General features: G+C 65.8%; 11 protein-coding genes. 7 read left to right on the forward strand and 4 right to left on the reverse strand.

Annotated elements, in window-relative coordinates:
• The first annotated feature begins 156 nt into the window (after positions 1-156).
• The 4 genes from BC1002_RS38510 (at position 157) to BC1002_RS25640 (ending at position 2,900) form a co-directional block, all read left to right on the forward strand.
• Positions 157-315 (forward strand): hypothetical protein, encoded by a 159-nt coding sequence (locus BC1002_RS38510; RefSeq protein ID WP_013092910.1) that lies wholly within the window; start codon positions 157-159, stop codon positions 313-315.
• 479 nt (positions 316-794) lie between these two features.
• On the forward strand, positions 795-1,109 hold the full coding sequence (locus tag BC1002_RS25630) for a hypothetical protein (RefSeq protein ID WP_013092912.1): 315 nt from the start codon (positions 795-797) through the stop codon (positions 1,107-1,109).
• 146 nt (positions 1,110-1,255) lie between these two features.
• A complete protein-coding gene (locus tag BC1002_RS25635; RefSeq protein ID WP_013092913.1) occupies positions 1,256-2,200 on the forward strand; it encodes a 3-hydroxyacyl-CoA dehydrogenase family protein in 945 nt (314 codons plus the stop codon).
• 88 nt (positions 2,201-2,288) lie between these two features.
• Positions 2,289-2,900 (forward strand): flavin reductase family protein, encoded by a 612-nt coding sequence (locus BC1002_RS25640; RefSeq protein ID WP_013092914.1) that lies wholly within the window; start codon positions 2,289-2,291, stop codon positions 2,898-2,900.
• Between the two features lie 4 nt (positions 2,901-2,904).
• Here BC1002_RS25640 and BC1002_RS25645 read toward each other — a convergent pair whose 3' ends face one another.
• On the reverse strand, positions 2,905-4,338 hold the full coding sequence (locus tag BC1002_RS25645; RefSeq protein WP_013092915.1) for a polyhydroxyalkanoate depolymerase: 1,434 nt from the start codon (positions 4,336-4,338) through the stop codon (positions 2,905-2,907).
• 229 nt (positions 4,339-4,567) lie between these two features.
• Between BC1002_RS25645 and BC1002_RS25650 the strand changes: the two genes are divergently transcribed.
• Positions 4,568-5,221, forward strand: a complete 654-nt coding sequence (locus BC1002_RS25650; protein WP_013092916.1) for a glutathione S-transferase family protein — start codon at positions 4,568-4,570, stop codon at positions 5,219-5,221.
• Positions 5,222-5,265: 44 nt separating this feature from the next.
• Here the strand turns inward: BC1002_RS25650 and BC1002_RS25655 are convergent, their stop codons facing one another.
• The 3 genes from BC1002_RS25655 to BC1002_RS25665 form a co-directional block, all read right to left on the reverse strand.
• Positions 5,266-7,239, reverse strand: coding sequence for a methyl-accepting chemotaxis protein (locus BC1002_RS25655; protein WP_013092917.1), 1,974 nt, complete (start codon positions 7,237-7,239; stop codon positions 5,266-5,268).
• Between the two features lie 182 nt (positions 7,240-7,421).
• A complete protein-coding gene (locus BC1002_RS25660) occupies positions 7,422-10,064 on the reverse strand; it encodes a heavy metal translocating P-type ATPase (RefSeq protein ID WP_013092918.1) in 2,643 nt (880 codons plus the stop codon).
• Between the two features lie 95 nt (positions 10,065-10,159).
• Positions 10,160-10,807 (reverse strand): FMN-binding negative transcriptional regulator, encoded by a 648-nt coding sequence (locus BC1002_RS25665; RefSeq protein WP_013092919.1) that lies wholly within the window; start codon positions 10,805-10,807, stop codon positions 10,160-10,162.
• Between the two features lie 342 nt (positions 10,808-11,149).
• Here BC1002_RS25665 and BC1002_RS25670 point away from each other — a divergent pair, with 342 nt between their 5' ends.
• A complete protein-coding gene (locus BC1002_RS25670; protein ID WP_013092920.1) occupies positions 11,150-12,568 on the forward strand; it encodes a DUF1254 domain-containing protein in 1,419 nt (472 codons plus the stop codon).
• A 211-nt stretch (positions 12,569-12,779) separates the two neighbouring features.
• Positions 12,780-16,562 (forward strand): DUF748 domain-containing protein, encoded by a 3,783-nt coding sequence (locus tag BC1002_RS25675; protein ID WP_013092921.1) that lies wholly within the window; start codon positions 12,780-12,782, stop codon positions 16,560-16,562.
• Positions 16,563-16,616 lie beyond the last annotated feature (54 nt).

The raw sequence follows: 16,616 nt of genomic DNA on the forward strand, positions 1-16,616 counted from the left end.
ATGTTGTCGGGATGCAACGCATCCCGACCTAACGACATCGCGACAACCCGCCGCAGAGAAATTTTGCTGCATTGCACTAGCTTTTCCCTAGGGGAAACCCCTATAATCATGAATAAGGGAAAACCCTAGCAATGCAGTCACTAACCGGGAGTCGCCATGAGCTACATCTTTGCACTGTTCCAAAAGGTCAGCGACCTCTTTGCGTCGCCCCATCTGCCGCTGGATTCGGACTACTCGTACGCAGCGCGTGCCCGTGAAGCCGAACGTCTGCGCCGCGCGCAGTCCACGCTTTTCGGCATCAAGCTGACGGACTAAGACTAGCCGTACCGTCCTGAGCGCGAGACGACGCGCCGGGGCGCGCACCCTCGGTGCGCTCATCATCAAGCCGCTATTCGCGAAACGCGAATAGCGGCCTTTTGCTTTTTGGATCATTTTTATCGCACCGCACCATTGCGCGACGAGACTTGCTGCGTCAGCGCCTGGCCTGCTGCATCGGTCCGCATCCATGCGGAATATTTCGGGGCCGAAATGAATGTAACCGGCTCTCACGCCGATTCAGCGGGTCGAACGACAGCGGCGCCGGGTAAGCCTTGTTGAATGCAGCAAGAAAGCGAAACCGCGCTTCCATCCTCCGGTCCTAACTATGAAATGCACGCTTACAAGTGCTAACGTCTTCATGCGATCCGGGCCGCTAAAGTGGGTCTCAAGCGTACGGCGTCTGGTTCGGAAGCGAATCGCAAGATCCGAACAAACACGGACGCTGGCCTGGAATAAAACTTTGACGGGAGGTCATGATGAAAACCTTTGGCAAGGCATCGCGGTCGCTGATCGCAACGCTGCTCGCGGGCGGCGCACTCGTCGCGGCTGGTAGCGCCTTCGCGCAAGACCGCGTGATCGTCGGCCACGGCCCGGCGCCGGTCGTGTACGGTCAACCGCACATGATGCCGGTGGGCTTGTCGATCAACATCGGCTGGCACGGCGATCGTTACTGGGACGGCCACCGCTACTGGGCGCACGACGACTGGATGCGCCGTCATCCGCACGACTACGATCCGCACCACCGCGGCGGCTATCGCGACGACCACCGCCCGCCGCCCCCGCGCTACTAACGCGCACCTGATCGCGCCGCAACAGGCGGCGTGACTCCACGAAGCCGGTCTTCCCTCCACGGGAAGGGCCGGCTTCGTTGCATTTAGGCCTGCAAGTCCGACCGGGGGAATGCGGCGTGCTGCGCTATGCTTCGGGACTTTCATCGATGGTTGCGGGAGCGCGTGTGGACAAGACGACGCAGGATGTAGCGATAGGTGTGGTGGGCACAGGACTGATGGGTGTCGGCATTGCGACGCAGGCCGCGCTGCATGGATACCGGACGATCGTGCACGACGTCGATCCGGCCCGGCTCGCGAGCGTCGCGCCGAAAGCGCAAGCGGTCCTCGACGAACTGATCGACGCGGGCCGGATCGACGATGCCGCCAAACAGGCGGCGCTCGCGCGCATCGAAACGCATGTGCAACTCGACGCGGTCGCGCAAGCGCGCTTCGTGATCGAGGCGATTCCCGAAGTGCTCGAACTCAAGCATCGCCTTTACACGACACTGACCGGCATGCTCGCCGATGATGCGATCCTCGCGAGCAACACCAGCGGCTTCCCGCCCGACCAGCTCGCCACCCCGCTTCGCGCGAAAGAACGCTTCGTGATCGCGCATTTCTGGAACCCGCCGCACATGATTCCGCTAGTCGAGGTCGTGCCGGGCACCGAGACCGCCCCCGAAGTCGTGCAGCAAACCGCTGCGCTGATGAGCGCGATCGGGATGGAGCCGGTCGTGCTCGCGAAGGCGATTCCGGGCTTCGTCGGCAACCGGCTGCAGTTCGCGGTGCTGCGCGAGGCGTTGCACATTGTGCGTTCGGGGGCGGCAACACCCGAGGTCGTCGATCGCGTGATGAAGGCTTCGCTGGGACGCCGCTGGGGCGTCGTCGGACCGTTCGAAAGCGCGGATATGGGTGGACTCGACACGTTCGTCGACATCGCGTCGCATCTGATGCCGCAACTCGCAAAGGCCGAGGACGTGATCGATCTGCTGCGCGCGCAGGTCGACGCGGGGCGGGTCGGCGTGCGCAGCGGCGCGGGTTTTCATGACTGGGACGAGGCGCGCATCGCGCGGGTCAAGGAGGGGCGCAAGCGCGTGATCGGGCGCGGCTAGTGCTGTATAAATAGCCGTTCCGTACCGCTTCTGCGCCGCTTTTTGCGCCACCCATCACACGAGTCTCAAGCCAACCCCGGGCCAAGTCATGTCTCACTACTTCTATGACCCCGCCGCCGGTCACGGCCTGCCGCACGATCCTTTCAAGGCGATCGTCGCGCCGCGGCTGATCGGCTGGATTTCGTCGCGCGATGCCGACGGCACGCTCAATCTCGCGCCATACAGCTTTTTCGGCGCGTTCGCGACCTTTCCGCCGATCATCGGTTTTTGCAGCGAGGGCCGCAAGGACAGCGTTGCCAACATCGAGGCGACCGGTGAATTCGTGTGGAATCTCGCCACCCGGCCGCTCGCCGAGCAGATGAACCGCTCGTCGGCGCCGGTCGCACCGCACGTCGACGAGTTCGCACTGGCCGGGCTCACGCCCGCGCCGGGCCGCAACGTCGCGGTGCCGCACGTGGCCGAATCGCCGGCCGCGCTCGAATGCAAGCTGCTGCAGATCGTGCGTCTGCATGCCGTCGACGGCAAACCGATGGACAACTATCTGTCGCTCGGCCAGGTGGTCGGCGTGCATATCGACGAGGCTTATCTGAAGGACGGCCTGTTCGACACGCATGCCGCACAGCCGATCATGCGCGCGGGTTATCGCGCCGACTATGCGCAGATCGGTGAAATGTTCCAGATGATCCGGCCAACGGCCTGAACGCTCAGGGCGTCGCGGACGGCGGCTTGCGTGAGGACTGCGCGGACGATTGGGCCGCGCAATCGCTGTTGCCGCTCCCGCCTACGGGTGCATCCACTTCCACCCCGACAACCGAGGCCGCGACCGGCGCGGCCGCCGTGACCTCCGCCGCGGTCGCCGCGGGCACCGGCTGGATCGGACGCGCGCGCGAACTGACGACCACTGCGCGCGGTTCGTTGTCGTAAATCACGGCCCGCACGCGCGGATAAATGTGCCGCTCCCATCGACGTCCGCTGAACACGCCGTAGTGTCCGACGCCCGTTTGCACGTGATGCGTCTTCAGATACGGCCGCAGACGATCGCACATGTCCTGCGCGGCGAGCGTCTGACCGACCGCGCAGATATCGTCCTTTTCGCCTTCCACGGTCAGCAATGCGGTGCGGCGAATCTTCGACGGCTCGACCAGCCGCCCCTCGACTTCGAGCGCGCGCAGCGGCAGCGCATGCTGCTGAAAAACCGTGTCGACGGTTTCCAGATAGAAGTCGGCCGTCAGATCCATCGTCGCGAAGTACTCTTCGTAGAACGTGCGAATCGTGTCGGCTTTTTGCGGATCACCCTTGCCGCGCTCGTAGTACATCGTTTCGAACGAGTCGGCGTGGCGGCCCGGATTCATCGCCATGAACGAGGCCAACTGAACGAAGCCCGGATACACGCGACGCTGCGCGCCGGCAAAGCCGAACGGCACCGCGCTGATCAGGTTGCGCTCGAACCACTCGATCGGCCGGCTCCTCGCCAGTTCGTTGACACGGGTCGGATTGATGCGCGTGTCGATCGGACCAGCCATCAGCGTCATGCTGGCCGGCTGCGCGGGATGGTCGTCGGCGGCCATTAGCGCGACGGCCGCGAGCGCCGCGACGGTCGGTTGGCACACCGCGAGCAGATGCGTGCCGGACCCGATCGTCGCGGTGAAGTCGATCACGTGGCGCACGAATTCGTCGAAGCCGAAGCGGCCTTCGCCGAGCGGCACGTCGCGCGGGTTGTGCCAGTCGGTGATATAGACGTCGTGCTCGGGCAGCATAGTGCGCACGGTTGCGCGCAACAGCGTCGCGAAGTGTCCCGACATCGGCGCGATCATCAGCACGCGCGGCTGCGGCGTCGAAAGCACGGCGTCCTTGCGAAAATGCAGCAACGAGCAGAACGGCGTGCGTGCGACGACTTCCTCGACCACCGCGACCGGCTCGCCTTCGGTGACGACGCTGTCGATGCCGAACGGCGGCCGCTTCGGCGTGAGTCCGCCGAGTATCAGCAGTTCGCAGGTCGCGCGCAGCGAGCGTCCGTGGGGCGTAGCCGCGAATGCGGGCCACGCATCGAGCGAGTGGTTCCCCAGCGCCGCGCCGTGTCGCAGCGGTAGCAGCATGTCGGCGCAGGCCTGATAGGCGGGATAGGCGAACAGATTCATACTTTCACTCGAATGCGCCGGAAGAACAGGAACCCGAATAAAAGCAAGTGATGCGCCAGGCGCTGGCGCGCGTTGCCCGGTGTGTCACGGTATGTCCGCGTGCGTCGGCATATCATTTGCGTGCGTAGGCGAAACGGGCCGGCCTTGCCGCGCTTTGGTGCGTGCGCGCACCGCGGCGTGCATACCTGCAGGCACGCGCGGCGCGATACCCGATCTGGAGGACACACGCATGGGAAATACTACGCTCACGATTAGCAGCAGGAACTATTCGTCGTGGTCGCTGCGCGGCTGGCTGCTGACGAAGTTCAGCGGCTTGCCGTTCGAAGAGATCGTGGTGCCGATCGACGACCCCGCGACGCGCGCCGAACTTCTGCTGCTCTCGCCGTCGATTCTGGTGCCGTGCCTCGTGCACGACGGCGTCAAGGTCTGGGACACACTGGCGATCGCCGAATATCTGAACGAGCTGAACCCGCAAGCCGCGCTGTTGCCGCACGAGATCCGCGCCCGCGCGCATTGCCGCTCGATCTGCGGCGAGATGCATTCGGGGTTTGCGTCGTTGCGCTCGGCGTTGCCGATGAACCTGAAGGCGCATTTCCCGGGCTTCAAGGTCTGGGCCCGTGCGCAATCGGATATCGAGCGGATCGTGACGATCTGGCGCGAATGCCTGAAGGAGTACGGCGGCCCGTTCCTGTTCGGCGAGCGGACCGCGGCGGACGCGATGTACGCGCCGGTGGTCACGCGTTTCGTGACCTATGACGTGCAACTCGATCCGGATATCGTCGAATACGGGCAGCACATCATGGCGCTGCCCGAAATGCATGAGTGGATCGCGCTCGCGCGGCAGGAGGTCGAGGAGATCGACGAGCTGGATGTCGAGTTCTGAGCGCGGCGGGCGGCGTGCGTCGCCGCCCGCAGTAAGCAGATCCGTTAGCCGCGCTCGCCTTCCAGCTTGAACACGCTGACCAGTTGCGCGAGCCGCGCAGCCTGCTCGCGCAACTCGGCCGCCGCGGTTTCCGCATCGACGACGATCGTTGCATTCTGCTGCGTCGCCTCGCCGATCTGCGTGACCGCCCGGTTGACCTGCTCGATGCCGCCCGACTGCTCGCGCGACGCGACGTTGATCTCGCTCATGATCGCGCGGACCTGACCGACCTGAGTGACGATTCCCTGCATCGTCGCGCTCGCTTCTTCGGCAATCCGAAAGCCGCTGTCGACGTTGGCGCTCGACGCCGCAATCACTCCCTCGATCTCTTTCACCGCCGCCGCGCTGCGCTGCGCGAGCGCGCGAACTTCCGACGCGACGACCGCGAAGCCCTTGCCGTGCTCGCCCGCGCGCGCCGCTTCGACGGCCGCATTCAGCGCAAGGATGTTGGTCTGGAAGGCGATGCCCTCGATCACCGTCGTGATCTCGGCGATCTTCTGCGACGAGCGGCCGATCTCGCCCATCGTCGAGACCACGCGTTCGACCGCGCGGCCGCCTTCGAGCGCGGCGTCGGAGGCTTGCGTGACGAGCGTATTGGCCTCGGTCGCGTGATCGGCGTTTTGTTGCACGGTCGACGTGATCTGCTCCATGCTCGCCGCGGTTTCCTCGAGGCTGCTTGCCTGGGTCGCGATGCGCATCGCGATGTTGCCGCTGCCGGCGGCGATTTTCTCGGTGCCCGCCGACATGTCGGCCGACGCGTTGCGCACCTGCGCGACGATGCGCGCGAGTCCTTCGCCGATGCCGTCGATCGCCTGCATCAGGCGGCCGATCTCGTCGGCGCGGGCGCGGCCGTGCTGTGCGACGCGTACGCTCAGATCGCCCGCGGCGAGACGCTCGGACGCACGCGCGGCTTCGTCGAGCGGACGGCTGACGAGCCGCCGCACCGCGATGAGGAACACGATCGCGAACAGGCCGACCAGCGCGAGGCCGAGCAGCAGGAATTGGTTGCGGGTGCGCACGACGTCGGCCATCACTTCGTCGCGCGGCGCGACGCCGCCGACGAGCCACTGCCACTCCGGTACCGTGACGAACGACACGAACTTGTCGCGCGCGTCACTCTCGGCGAGCGTCGCGTCGGCCGAGCGGTAGTCGAGCTCGCCCTGCTTCATGTCGAGCATGCGCTGATACGGTGCGTTCGCGTCGTCGGCTTTCTGGCCCGCGGCGGCCGGATGCACGAGCAGCTTGCCGCGCTCCGCGCCGCTCGACGCGTCGAGCACGAAGTAATAGCCGCTCGCGCCGATCTTCAGCGAGCGGATGCCATCCTGGACCGACTGGATTTCCTTGTCCACGTCGACGCCGACGAACAGCGCGCCGATCACGCGGCCGCTCGCGTCGGTGATCGGCTTGTACTGCGTGATCATGCGCTTGCCGAACAGCGCGGCGAGGCCGGTGTACGTGCGGTTCGCGAGCAGCGGCGCATACGCGGGCCCCTTGCGGTCGAGCAGCGTGCCGATCGCGCGGGTGCCGTCCTGCTTCTTCAGCGACGTGGTCACGCGCACGAAGTCGTCGCCGCTGCGCGCAAAGATGGTCGCGATCGCGCCGCTGCGTTGCAGGAACTGGTCGGGAATCGTGAAGTCGAGGTTCAGCATCTTGTCGCCGGCTTTGAAAGTCGGCGTCGGGGTGCCGCCGATGTCGACTTTCTGCGTGTCGTCGAGCGAGAAGTCGGTGGGCAGGAAGCTCGCGAATAGCGTCATCGACCGATCGACCTCGGCCGACAGCGCCTTGTCGAACAGTGCGATCATCGCGGCGATCGAGCGGTCTTTTTCGGCGATGCGCGCGAGCACCTGGTCGCGCACCTGGTCGCCGGCGGCGCGTGCGAGCGCCCACGCGAAGCTGCTGAAAATTACGGCGACCAGTACGCACGAGAGCACGGCAAGCCGTACGCCGACGCTGGCGCGGCGCGAGAAGAGTGATTTCATGGGCGGGCGTGAAATGGGGATAGGCGATGCTCGTCGGGCGTGGCCTCGATCGGCATCGATTGATTGGTTTACGGCTTGGGAGACGGCGGGCTTGAGGGTGAATGAAAGCCGGCCGCAACAGGCTGAAAGGGGCCGCAACGGGCCCCCAAAAAAGGACTAGCGGGAAGGTGTTCCTGCGCGGCTCAGCGCGCCTGATCGACCGCGCGACCGGGCGCTGTGCGCCACGTCCGCAGCAGCAGCGCATTGGTGACGACGCTGACGCTCGAAAACGCCATCGCCGCGCCCGCGAGCATCGGATTGAGCAAGCCGAACGCGGCCAGCGGAATGCCGATCAGGTTGTACACGAATGCCCAGAACAGGTTCTGCTGGATCTTGCGCCAGGTTTTGCGCGAGATGTCGATCGCATCGGCGACCAGCGCCGGGTCGCCGCGCATCAGCGTGATGCCGGCGGCGTGCATGGCGACGTCGGTGCCGGTTGCCATCGCGATGCCGATGTCGGCGGCGGCTAGCGCGGGCGCGTCGTTGATGCCGTCGCCCGCCATCGCGACGATGCCGGCGTGGCGCATCTTCAGGTCGCGGATCACGCGGGCCTTGTCGTCGGGCAGCACCTCGGCGTGGGATTCGTCGATGCCGAGCGCCCGCGCGACGCTCGCCGCACTGCCGTGGTTATCGCCGGTCACGAGCACGCTGCGGATGCCCATTTGCGCGAGCCGCGCGACGGCAGCGCGCGCGCTCGGCTTCACCGTGTCGCCGAACGCGATCAGCGCGAGCGCTTCGGGGGAGTCGGGCGCGCGCGTCATCAGCCATGACACCGTGTTGCCCGCCGCTTCGAGTTCCTTTGCGCGGTCGGAGAGCGCGGTCGGCAGAGCAATGTCGAGCTCGCGCAGCCAGCGGGTGCTGCCGAGCGCGAGCGTGCGGCCGTCGACGTCGGCTTCGACACCCCGGCCGGCGACGGCGCGAGCGGCGGTGGCGCTTGGCCCGCCTTTGTATTCGCCGGCCATGTGCCCGAGTTGAGCCTCGTGCGCGCGCACCACCGCTCGCGCCAGCGGATGGTCGCTATGCCGCTGCACTGCCGCCGCGAGCGCGAGCGCTTCGTCGCGGCCCGTGCTGCCGACCGGCTCGAACGCCGTGACCGATGGCTGGCCGAGCGTCAGCGTGCCGGTTTTGTCGAACGCGACGATCGACACGCGATGCGCGATTTCGAGCGCTTCCGCGTCCTTGATCAGCACGCCGTGGCGCGCGGCGACGCCGGTGCCGGCCATGATCGCGGCGGGTGTCGCGAGTCCGAGCGCGCACGGGCAGGCAATCACCAGCACCGCGACCGCGTTCAGGATCGCGGTTTCCGCGCCCGCGCCGGCGATCAACCAGCCGATCAGCGTCAGCGCGGCGAGCGCGAGAATCGCCGGCACGAAGACCTCACTGACGCGGTCGACGAGCCGCTGGATCGGCGCCTTCTCAGCCTGCGCGCTCTCGACGAGCCGGATGATGCGCGCGAGCGTCGTCTCTGCGCCGATCGCGGTGGTCGTCACCACGAGCGCGCCTTCGCCGTTGATCGAGCCGGCCGTGACGGCGTCGCCGGTCTGCTTCGGCACCGGCAGGCTTTCGCCGGTGATCAGCGCTTCGTCGATATGTGTGCGGCCTTCGAGCACCGCACCGTCGACCGGCACGCGTTCGCCCGGCCGCACGATCACGATGGTGCCGACCCGCACCTGTGCGAGCGGCACCTCGCGTTCGCCCGCGCCGTCGCGAATGCGCGCCCGTTCGGGGCGCAGCGCGTTGAGCGCGCGGATCGCGTCGGTGGTCTGGCGCTTCGCGCGTGCCTCGAGCCATTTGCCGAAGCGCACCAGCGTGATCACGACCGCCGATGCCTCGAAGTACAGATGCATCGTGTCGCCCGGATGCACCGCGAGTTCGTAGACGCTGACGCCGTACGCCGCCGATGTGCCGAGCGCGACCAGCAGGTCCATGTTGCCCGCGCCGGCGCGCACCGCGCGCCAGGCGGCGCGATAGAAGCGCGCGCCGAACACGAACTGGACGATCGACGCGAGCACGAACTGCGGCCACGCCGGCAACATTGCGTGCAGGCCGAACCATTCGCCGAACATCGGCGCGACGAGCGGCAGCGTCAGCAGCGCGGAGGCGACGACGCTCGCGAGGTCGCGGCGGGTTCGAATCTGCTTGCGGTCGACGGCGGGGGCGTGCGTCGTGTCGACGATGTCGCTGACGTCGCCGGTCGAGGCGGCCGTAGCTGCCGTCGTCTCGACCGGAGCGACAGCAGCAGGCGGCGCGCTCAGCGTCGCTTCGTAGCCGGCTTTCCTGACGGCGGCGATCAGCGCGGCGGCATCGGCGGATGCGGTGCCTTGCTGATGAACGATGGCGGTTTCGGTTGCCAGATTGACCGACGCGCGCGCGACGCCAGGCACCTTCGCGAGCGCCTTTTCAACGCGCAACGCGCAGGCGGCGCAGGTCATGCCTCCGATCTCCAGTTCAGTGCTTAGCGGCGTGACGGCGGGTGTCGTGGTTTGCGTCGCGATTGTCTGTTCGGCGACATCGGCGTTCGCGACCGGCGTCGCTTCGTATCCGGCCTTGCGCACGGCGTCGGCCAGTTGCTGAGGCCCGAGCGTCGCGTCGCTTTCCACGCGGGCGCGCTCGGTTGCGAGATTCACCGATGCGCGCGCCACTCCCGGCAGCTTGGTCAGCGCTTTTTCGACGCGGCTCGCGCACGACGCGCAAGTCATCCCGCCGATGTCGAGTTCGACGACGCGCGTGGGTGAAGATGGGGCGGCAGCGTCGGCGGGGCGCTGCGGGTTGGCAAGTCCGGTCATGGCAGGCAAGGCTCGTGGCGGCATTGGGCCGCATGGTGAAGCCAGTATCGACCTTCCCATGATGGGAAGGTCAAGACCGGATTATGCGGCCGCCGTCAAAACGCCGGCGGCGCATCGAGCATCGCCTGTCCCACCGCTTTCTGTTGATCGCCGTCGCGCGCGAGCAGCGTTTGCGCCGCGCCGCGCCGGTCTTCGGCCGCCTTGTTCTGGCCGAGCTTCCATTTGCCGACGAGGCGCGTCACCTCGATCTCGATACCGACGATCGCGCCGAGCATCTGTGCGATGTAGTCGGCCGGCGCGTCGCCCATCTTCCACGGCACCGGCTCGCCGGCTTCCATCTTGCGGGTGAGTCGCGCGACGAGGCCGCGCACGAACGATTCATCGTCATGCACCACAATCCTGCCATGCGCATGCACGACCATATAGTTGTAGGTCGGCACCTGCTTGTGCGTTTCGTGTTTGCTGGGGTACCAGCTCGGCGAAATATAGGCGGTGGGCCCCTGGAAGATCACGAGCGCTTCGGGACTAGCCGCGGCTTCCTGCCAGACCGGGTTCGCCCGCGCGACGTGCGCGCGCAGTACCAGTCGTGACGAATCCGCCGCGTCCGCCTGCGCCTCGAACGGCAAATGATTCGCATCGAGCCCATTGGGGCCGTGCGTAATCAGCGCGCCGAACGGGTGCTCGGCGATCAGGCGGTGAAGAACCTCTGGACGGTTCTCTTCGAAATGGGCGGGCATGTACATTGAAACGCTCCGAATGCAGGACGACGAAAGAGTAGGGGCGAACCGGCAAGAAGGCTGTTCGCCGGACCCGCAAATCAAAAAGCATGACGCGCTCGCGCGAGCCGTTGGCGAGGGAACATAATGTGGCAACGACGCTGAATGCTCCCTCGGGTATCCGCTGCGCGCCGCCAGATGCAATTCCCTGCTTTGTGCTTGCCTGGCTAGCAAGGATACGATACAACGCGAGGTTGTCGGAATCGCAATCCGCGGACTCGCTGCGCAGTGTTTCGGGAGAACTGCGCATGCACGTGGCGCTGCATACCGGCATCTCATATAGGACTGCACGCTCCGCACTCTGAACGAATGATAAAAAATCTCCGAGAACTGTTTTTGCTGCAACGAACCTGCGGATCGCTCGCGGGTCTCGCACTGCTGGCCAGCTGCGCGTCGACCCCCACTGCCACGCAACAAAGCAACGGCTGGGTCAAGGACGAAGTCGCCGACTCGTACGTATTCGGCTATCCGCTCGTGCTGATGAGTGCCGCGCGCGATGCGGCGGTCGGCACCGAGCCGGGCCAGGCGCCTTTCAACACGCTGCGTCACGCACAAGCGCTGCCGCCGATCGGCGCGACCAACCCGCCGCAGCCGAGCCTCGACACGCTCGATTCGACCGGCTGGCTGGACCTTGCCACCGAGCCGGTGATCCTCGCGCTACCTGATTCACATGGCCGTTACGTCGATGCGCGCGTGCTCGACATGTGGACCAACGTCGCGTGGTCGACCGGGCCGCAGCTCGCCGCGGGCACAGGCACCGCGAAGGGCCTGCGCGCGCAGACGATCGCGTTCGTCGCACCGGGCTGGAACGGCGAGTTGCCGAAGGGCGCGAAGCGCGTCGAGGTGCCGACCCGCAATGCATGGATCAGCGTGCGCATCCAGTCCGGCGGCGCGCGCGATTTGAACGCGGTGCGCAAGCTGCAGCAGGCGATCCGTCTCGAACCGCTGAGCGTGTTCGTCGGCGACGCGGAGCCGGCGGTGCCGCCGCGCGGTTACGCAAGCGGCGTCGCGGGCCCGAGCCGCACGCCGGCTCAGCAGGTCGCCGCGCTCGACGCGAGCGCCTTTTTCGGCCGTCTTGCCGACGCATTGCCTGACAATCCGCCGACACCGGCCGATCCGCACGCGCTCAAATTCCTCGCCGACCTCGGCGTGACGCCGGGCGATCCCGTGAAGCTGCCGAAGTCGTCCAATGTGCTCGCGGCCGGTCTCGCCGACGGTCGCGAGCGCGTCGCGACGCCGCCGTCGAATCTGCTGAGCGCGAACGGCTGGAGCTGGTTCGGCGACGCCGTCGGCAACTATGGTCCCGACTATGGATTGCGCGCCTATGCGGCGAGCGCGCAGTTGGGGATCGGAACGAAGGATGACGAAGTCCGCGCGGTCGTCACGCAGGACAGCGACGGCAACACGCTGAACGGCGCGAATCGCTACGTGATCCACTTCGCGGCGAACCAGCTGCCGCCGGTGCGCGGATTCTGGACGATCACCGCGTACACGAAGGATGGCGCGCTGAGCGAGAACGCGCCGGCGCGGCTCGCGGTTGGCGATCGCAATGGCGCGCGCCGCAATCGCGATGGTTCGCTCGACGTGGTCGTGTCGTCGACGCGCAGCCGCACCGGCAACTGGCTGCCCGCACCGCGCGCGGATATGCAACTGGTGCTGCGGCTGTATGCGCCGAAGCCGCAAGCCACCGACGGCAGCTGGCAGCCGCCGCCGGTCGTGCGGCAATGATGTGAACGGCGCGCGGGCAAACCGCGCGCCGTCCGGTTTCGTTATTTAACGCTTGCGAGAATTCTTCGCGGGAAAGCCGGTCAGTCAGCCGCACGAATCGTGAAGGCGGGCCTGACATTCCTGTCTAACCATTGATTCAAGACTTATACTGCCGCTTGCGGGATCTCTGTTTTTCGCGGCGGGCTTGCCGCCGCATTCCTCCACATCGAGCATGGCAAGCCTCAATAAAGCATCGTTAGCCTCCTCCATTCAGACTGTGCGCGCGGTCGCGCAGTCGCACCGTACGCGGCGAATTCTCGTCGGTCTGTTGATCTTCGTCGTCGTGTTCGGCCTGCTCGGCTTTTTCGCGGCGCCGCCGCTGATTCGCCATATCGCGAGCCAACAACTGAGCAAGCAGCTCGACCGGCCGGCGTCGATCGGCCGTATCGCGCTCAATCCGTACACCCTGCGTTTCGAGGCCGACAACGTGCATATCGGCGAGCGCGGCGGTGCCGGTGACTTCGTCGATATTTCGCGGCTCATCGTGAAGCCGTCGTGGAGTTCGCTGTTTCGCGGCGCGCCGATCGTCGACGAAGTGCAAGTCGATTCGCCTCGCTTTCATCTCGTTCGCCTCGATGCGCAGCACTTCAATTTCAGCGACCTGATCGAGAAGTTCGCGAATCAGCCGGCAACACCGAACAGCAAGCCGACACAGTTCTCCGTCTCCAACATTCGCGTCGAAAATGGCCAGGTCAAGTTCGACGACCGCGTGCTCGGCACGAGCCACCTGATCGATCAATGGAAGCTCGGCATTCCGTTCATCGCGACGCTGCCGTCGAAGACCGATATCTTCGTCGAGCCGCTGCTGCGCGCACGCATCGACGGCGACAGTGAGCTCGCGATCGACGGCAGGACCAAGCCGTTCGCGGCGTCGCGCGAGTCGGAAGTGTCGCTGCGCTTCGACGATCTCGACGTGCCGAAGCTGGTGTCCTACGCGCCGTCGAAGCTGCCGGTGATCGTGCAGTCGGGCAAGCTGTCTACCGACCTGAAGCTGAACTTCGTGATGGCGAACGATACGCCGTCGCTGCGCGTGGCCGGCACCGTCGACCTGAGCGACGTCGACGTGCAGGATCAGGGCAAGGCGCCGTTTTTCGCCGCGCGCACGGTGCATGTGGCGGCTGCATCGCTCGAACCGTTGAGGAGCGTCTATCACTTCGACGATATCCGCATCGACGCGCCGAGCGCGAATCTCGCGCGCGACAGGAACGGCGTATTGAGCGTCGAGCATATGTTTGCGCCCGCGCCGGAAAAACCGGCGGCAAAGGAAACCGCGAACGCGAATGCCAAACCCGAAACCGCCGCCGCCGAAAAAGCGGCCCCGCCGTTCGACGTCGCGATCAAACGTTTCACGCTCAGCGACGGCACCGTGAAAGTACACGACGAGGCCGCGTCTCGTCCGGTCGAAGCCGGTCTGCAAAATCTCGCGGTTACGTTGACCGATTTCTCGACGCTCGCGGCGGCGCCGGCACACTACACGCTGAACACGAACCTGAAGGACGGTGGCGGTTCGCTCGCCGCTGATGGCACGGTCGGCCTCGCGGCGAAGACGGCGAGCGCGAAGCTCGATCTGAAGTCGCTGAAGTTGCCGCCGCTGCAGCCGTATCTCGACACCGCGACGTCCGCGCAGGTGCTCGACGGTGCGTTGTCCGCCACGACGAAAATCGACGCGAACTGGTCGAAGTCGCCGATGACGCTGATCGTCGCGGACACGCAGTTGGACATGCAGGCGGTGAAGCTCGCGGCGCGCGGCGACAAGACGCCGGTGATTTCGCTGGCGCAGGGCAACGTGGTAGTCAAGCAGGTCGACGTCGCGGCGCGCACCGCCGACGTGACGAGCGTCGCCGCAACGGGCCTCGCGGTCGACGCGCAGCGCCTGAAGGACGGCACCATCAATCTCAACTCGCTCGCAGGGTCGCATCAACAGGCGACGGAGCGCACGGCGATTCATGCTGCGAAAAAAGCGCAGGCCGAGGGCCCGGCATGGCGCTACAAGATCGGCGAATTGACGCTCAAAGACGCGACCGCCGAGTTCACCGACAACACGACGTCGCAGCCGGTCAAGCTGAGCTTTACGCCGGTGCAATTGAAGGTGCAGCAAATCAGCGACGACCTGAGCCGCCCGCTGCCCGTCGACCTGCAGGCGACGTTGAACAAAAAGGGCTTGCTCGGCGTGAAGGGCGACGTGACCGCGACGCCACTGAAGCTGGCCGTCAAGGTCAACGCGAACCAGCTCGACGCGGCCGCGTTCGAGCCGTACTTCGGCAGCAAGCTGAACGCGTCGCTCGCGAGCGCGCTGCTGAATGCGAACGGCGATCTCTCGGTCAGCCAGGCGAAGTCGCTGAAGGCGAACTTTCGCGGCGACATGGCGCTCGTGGCCGTGCGGCTGATCGACAAGGCGACGTCCGACCTGTTCGCGGGCTGGGGCTCGCTTGCGCTGACGAACCTGAAGGCCGATTACGACGAGCACGGCGGGACCGCAGTCGATGCGGGGCGCGTGACGTTCTCGAAGTTCTATGGCCGCGTACTGCTCGACGCGCAAGGCAAGCTGAACCTGAAGGATGTGGTCGCGCACGAGGGCGGTACATCACAGTCGCTGACGCGCAGCAAGAGCGGTTCGCACCCGATTCCGCTGACGCCCGAGGCGGTGTCCGAAGCGGTCGCGGCGTCGGCGCCGGCGCCGGTCGCGGCAGCGTCGGCTGCAACGCCGGGCAAGGCAACCACCGCGGCTGCGGCCGCCGCCACGGCCGCGACGCCGTCACAAAACCCGGTCAAGATGCACTTCGGGCAACTGGTGTTGCAACAGGGCCGCGTTACCTACACCGACAACTTCATCAAGCCGAACTACACGGCGAACCTCGTCGACATTCAGGGCACGATCGGCGCGTTCGGTACGGAATCGACCACGTCCGCACCGGTCGACGTCGCCGCGAAACTCGCAGCCAACGGTCCGCTGACGATCCGCGGCACCGTCAATCCGCTGATCGCGAAACCGGCGCTCGATCTGACCGCGACCGCGCACGACATCGAGCTGACCAACCTGACGCCGTATTCGGCGAAATACGCGGGCTATCCGATCACGAAGGGCAAGCTCAACGTCGATCTGCACTATCAGCTTGCGAACGATCAACTGAACGCGAACAATCATCTATTTATCGATCAGCTGACGTTCGGCGATCACATCGACAACGATACCGCGACCAAGCTGCCGGTGCGTTTCGCGATCTCGCTACTGAAGAATTCGCGTGGCGAGATCGACGTGAACCTGCCGGTGTCGGGCTCGCTGTCGAACCCCGAGTTCAGCATCGGCGGGCTGATCTGGCATGCGGTGCTCAATCTGCTCGAAAAGGCGGTGACTGCGCCGTTCACGCTGATCGCGCATGCGTTCGGCGGCACTGGCGAGGACCTCGGCTACGTCGAATTCGAGGCCGGCTCGGCCACGCTGACCGACGCCGACAAGCAGAAACTCGACACGATCGTGAAGGCGCTCACCGACAAGCCGTCGATCCGTATGGACCTGATCGGCCGCGTCGACCCGAAGGTCGACGAGCCGGCGCTGCGTACGCGGTACGTCGATCAGATGGTCAAGCGGCAGAAGATCAAGGACGCGGTCGGCAATGGCGAGAGCGTCGATCCGTCGACGATCACGGTCGATCAGAAAGACTACGACAAGTATCTGACCAAGGCCTACAAGTCCTCCGACTTCAAGAAGCCGCGCAACTTCATCGGCATGACGAAGACGCTGCCGGACGACGACATGAAGGGCGCGCTCGCGGCCAACGCGCCGATCGACGAAGCGAGCCTGCGCCAGCTTGCGCAGCAGCGCGCACAGAGCGTGCAACAGTACCTGGAGGGCAAGATCGACAGCAGTCGCGTGTTTATCGTCGCGCCGAAGATGAATGCCGACGATATCAAGGACAAGGGTGCGACGACGCGGGTCGATTTCGGTTTGAAGTGATGGGTGATTGCGGCGCGCGGGCCGTGATGTGAGCGCAAAAAAAAGCCCCGGCGA

Source organism: Paraburkholderia atlantica, from assembly GCF_000092885.1.
In the GTDB taxonomy this organism is placed as follows: Bacteria; Pseudomonadota; Gammaproteobacteria; order Burkholderiales; family Burkholderiaceae; genus Paraburkholderia; species Paraburkholderia atlantica.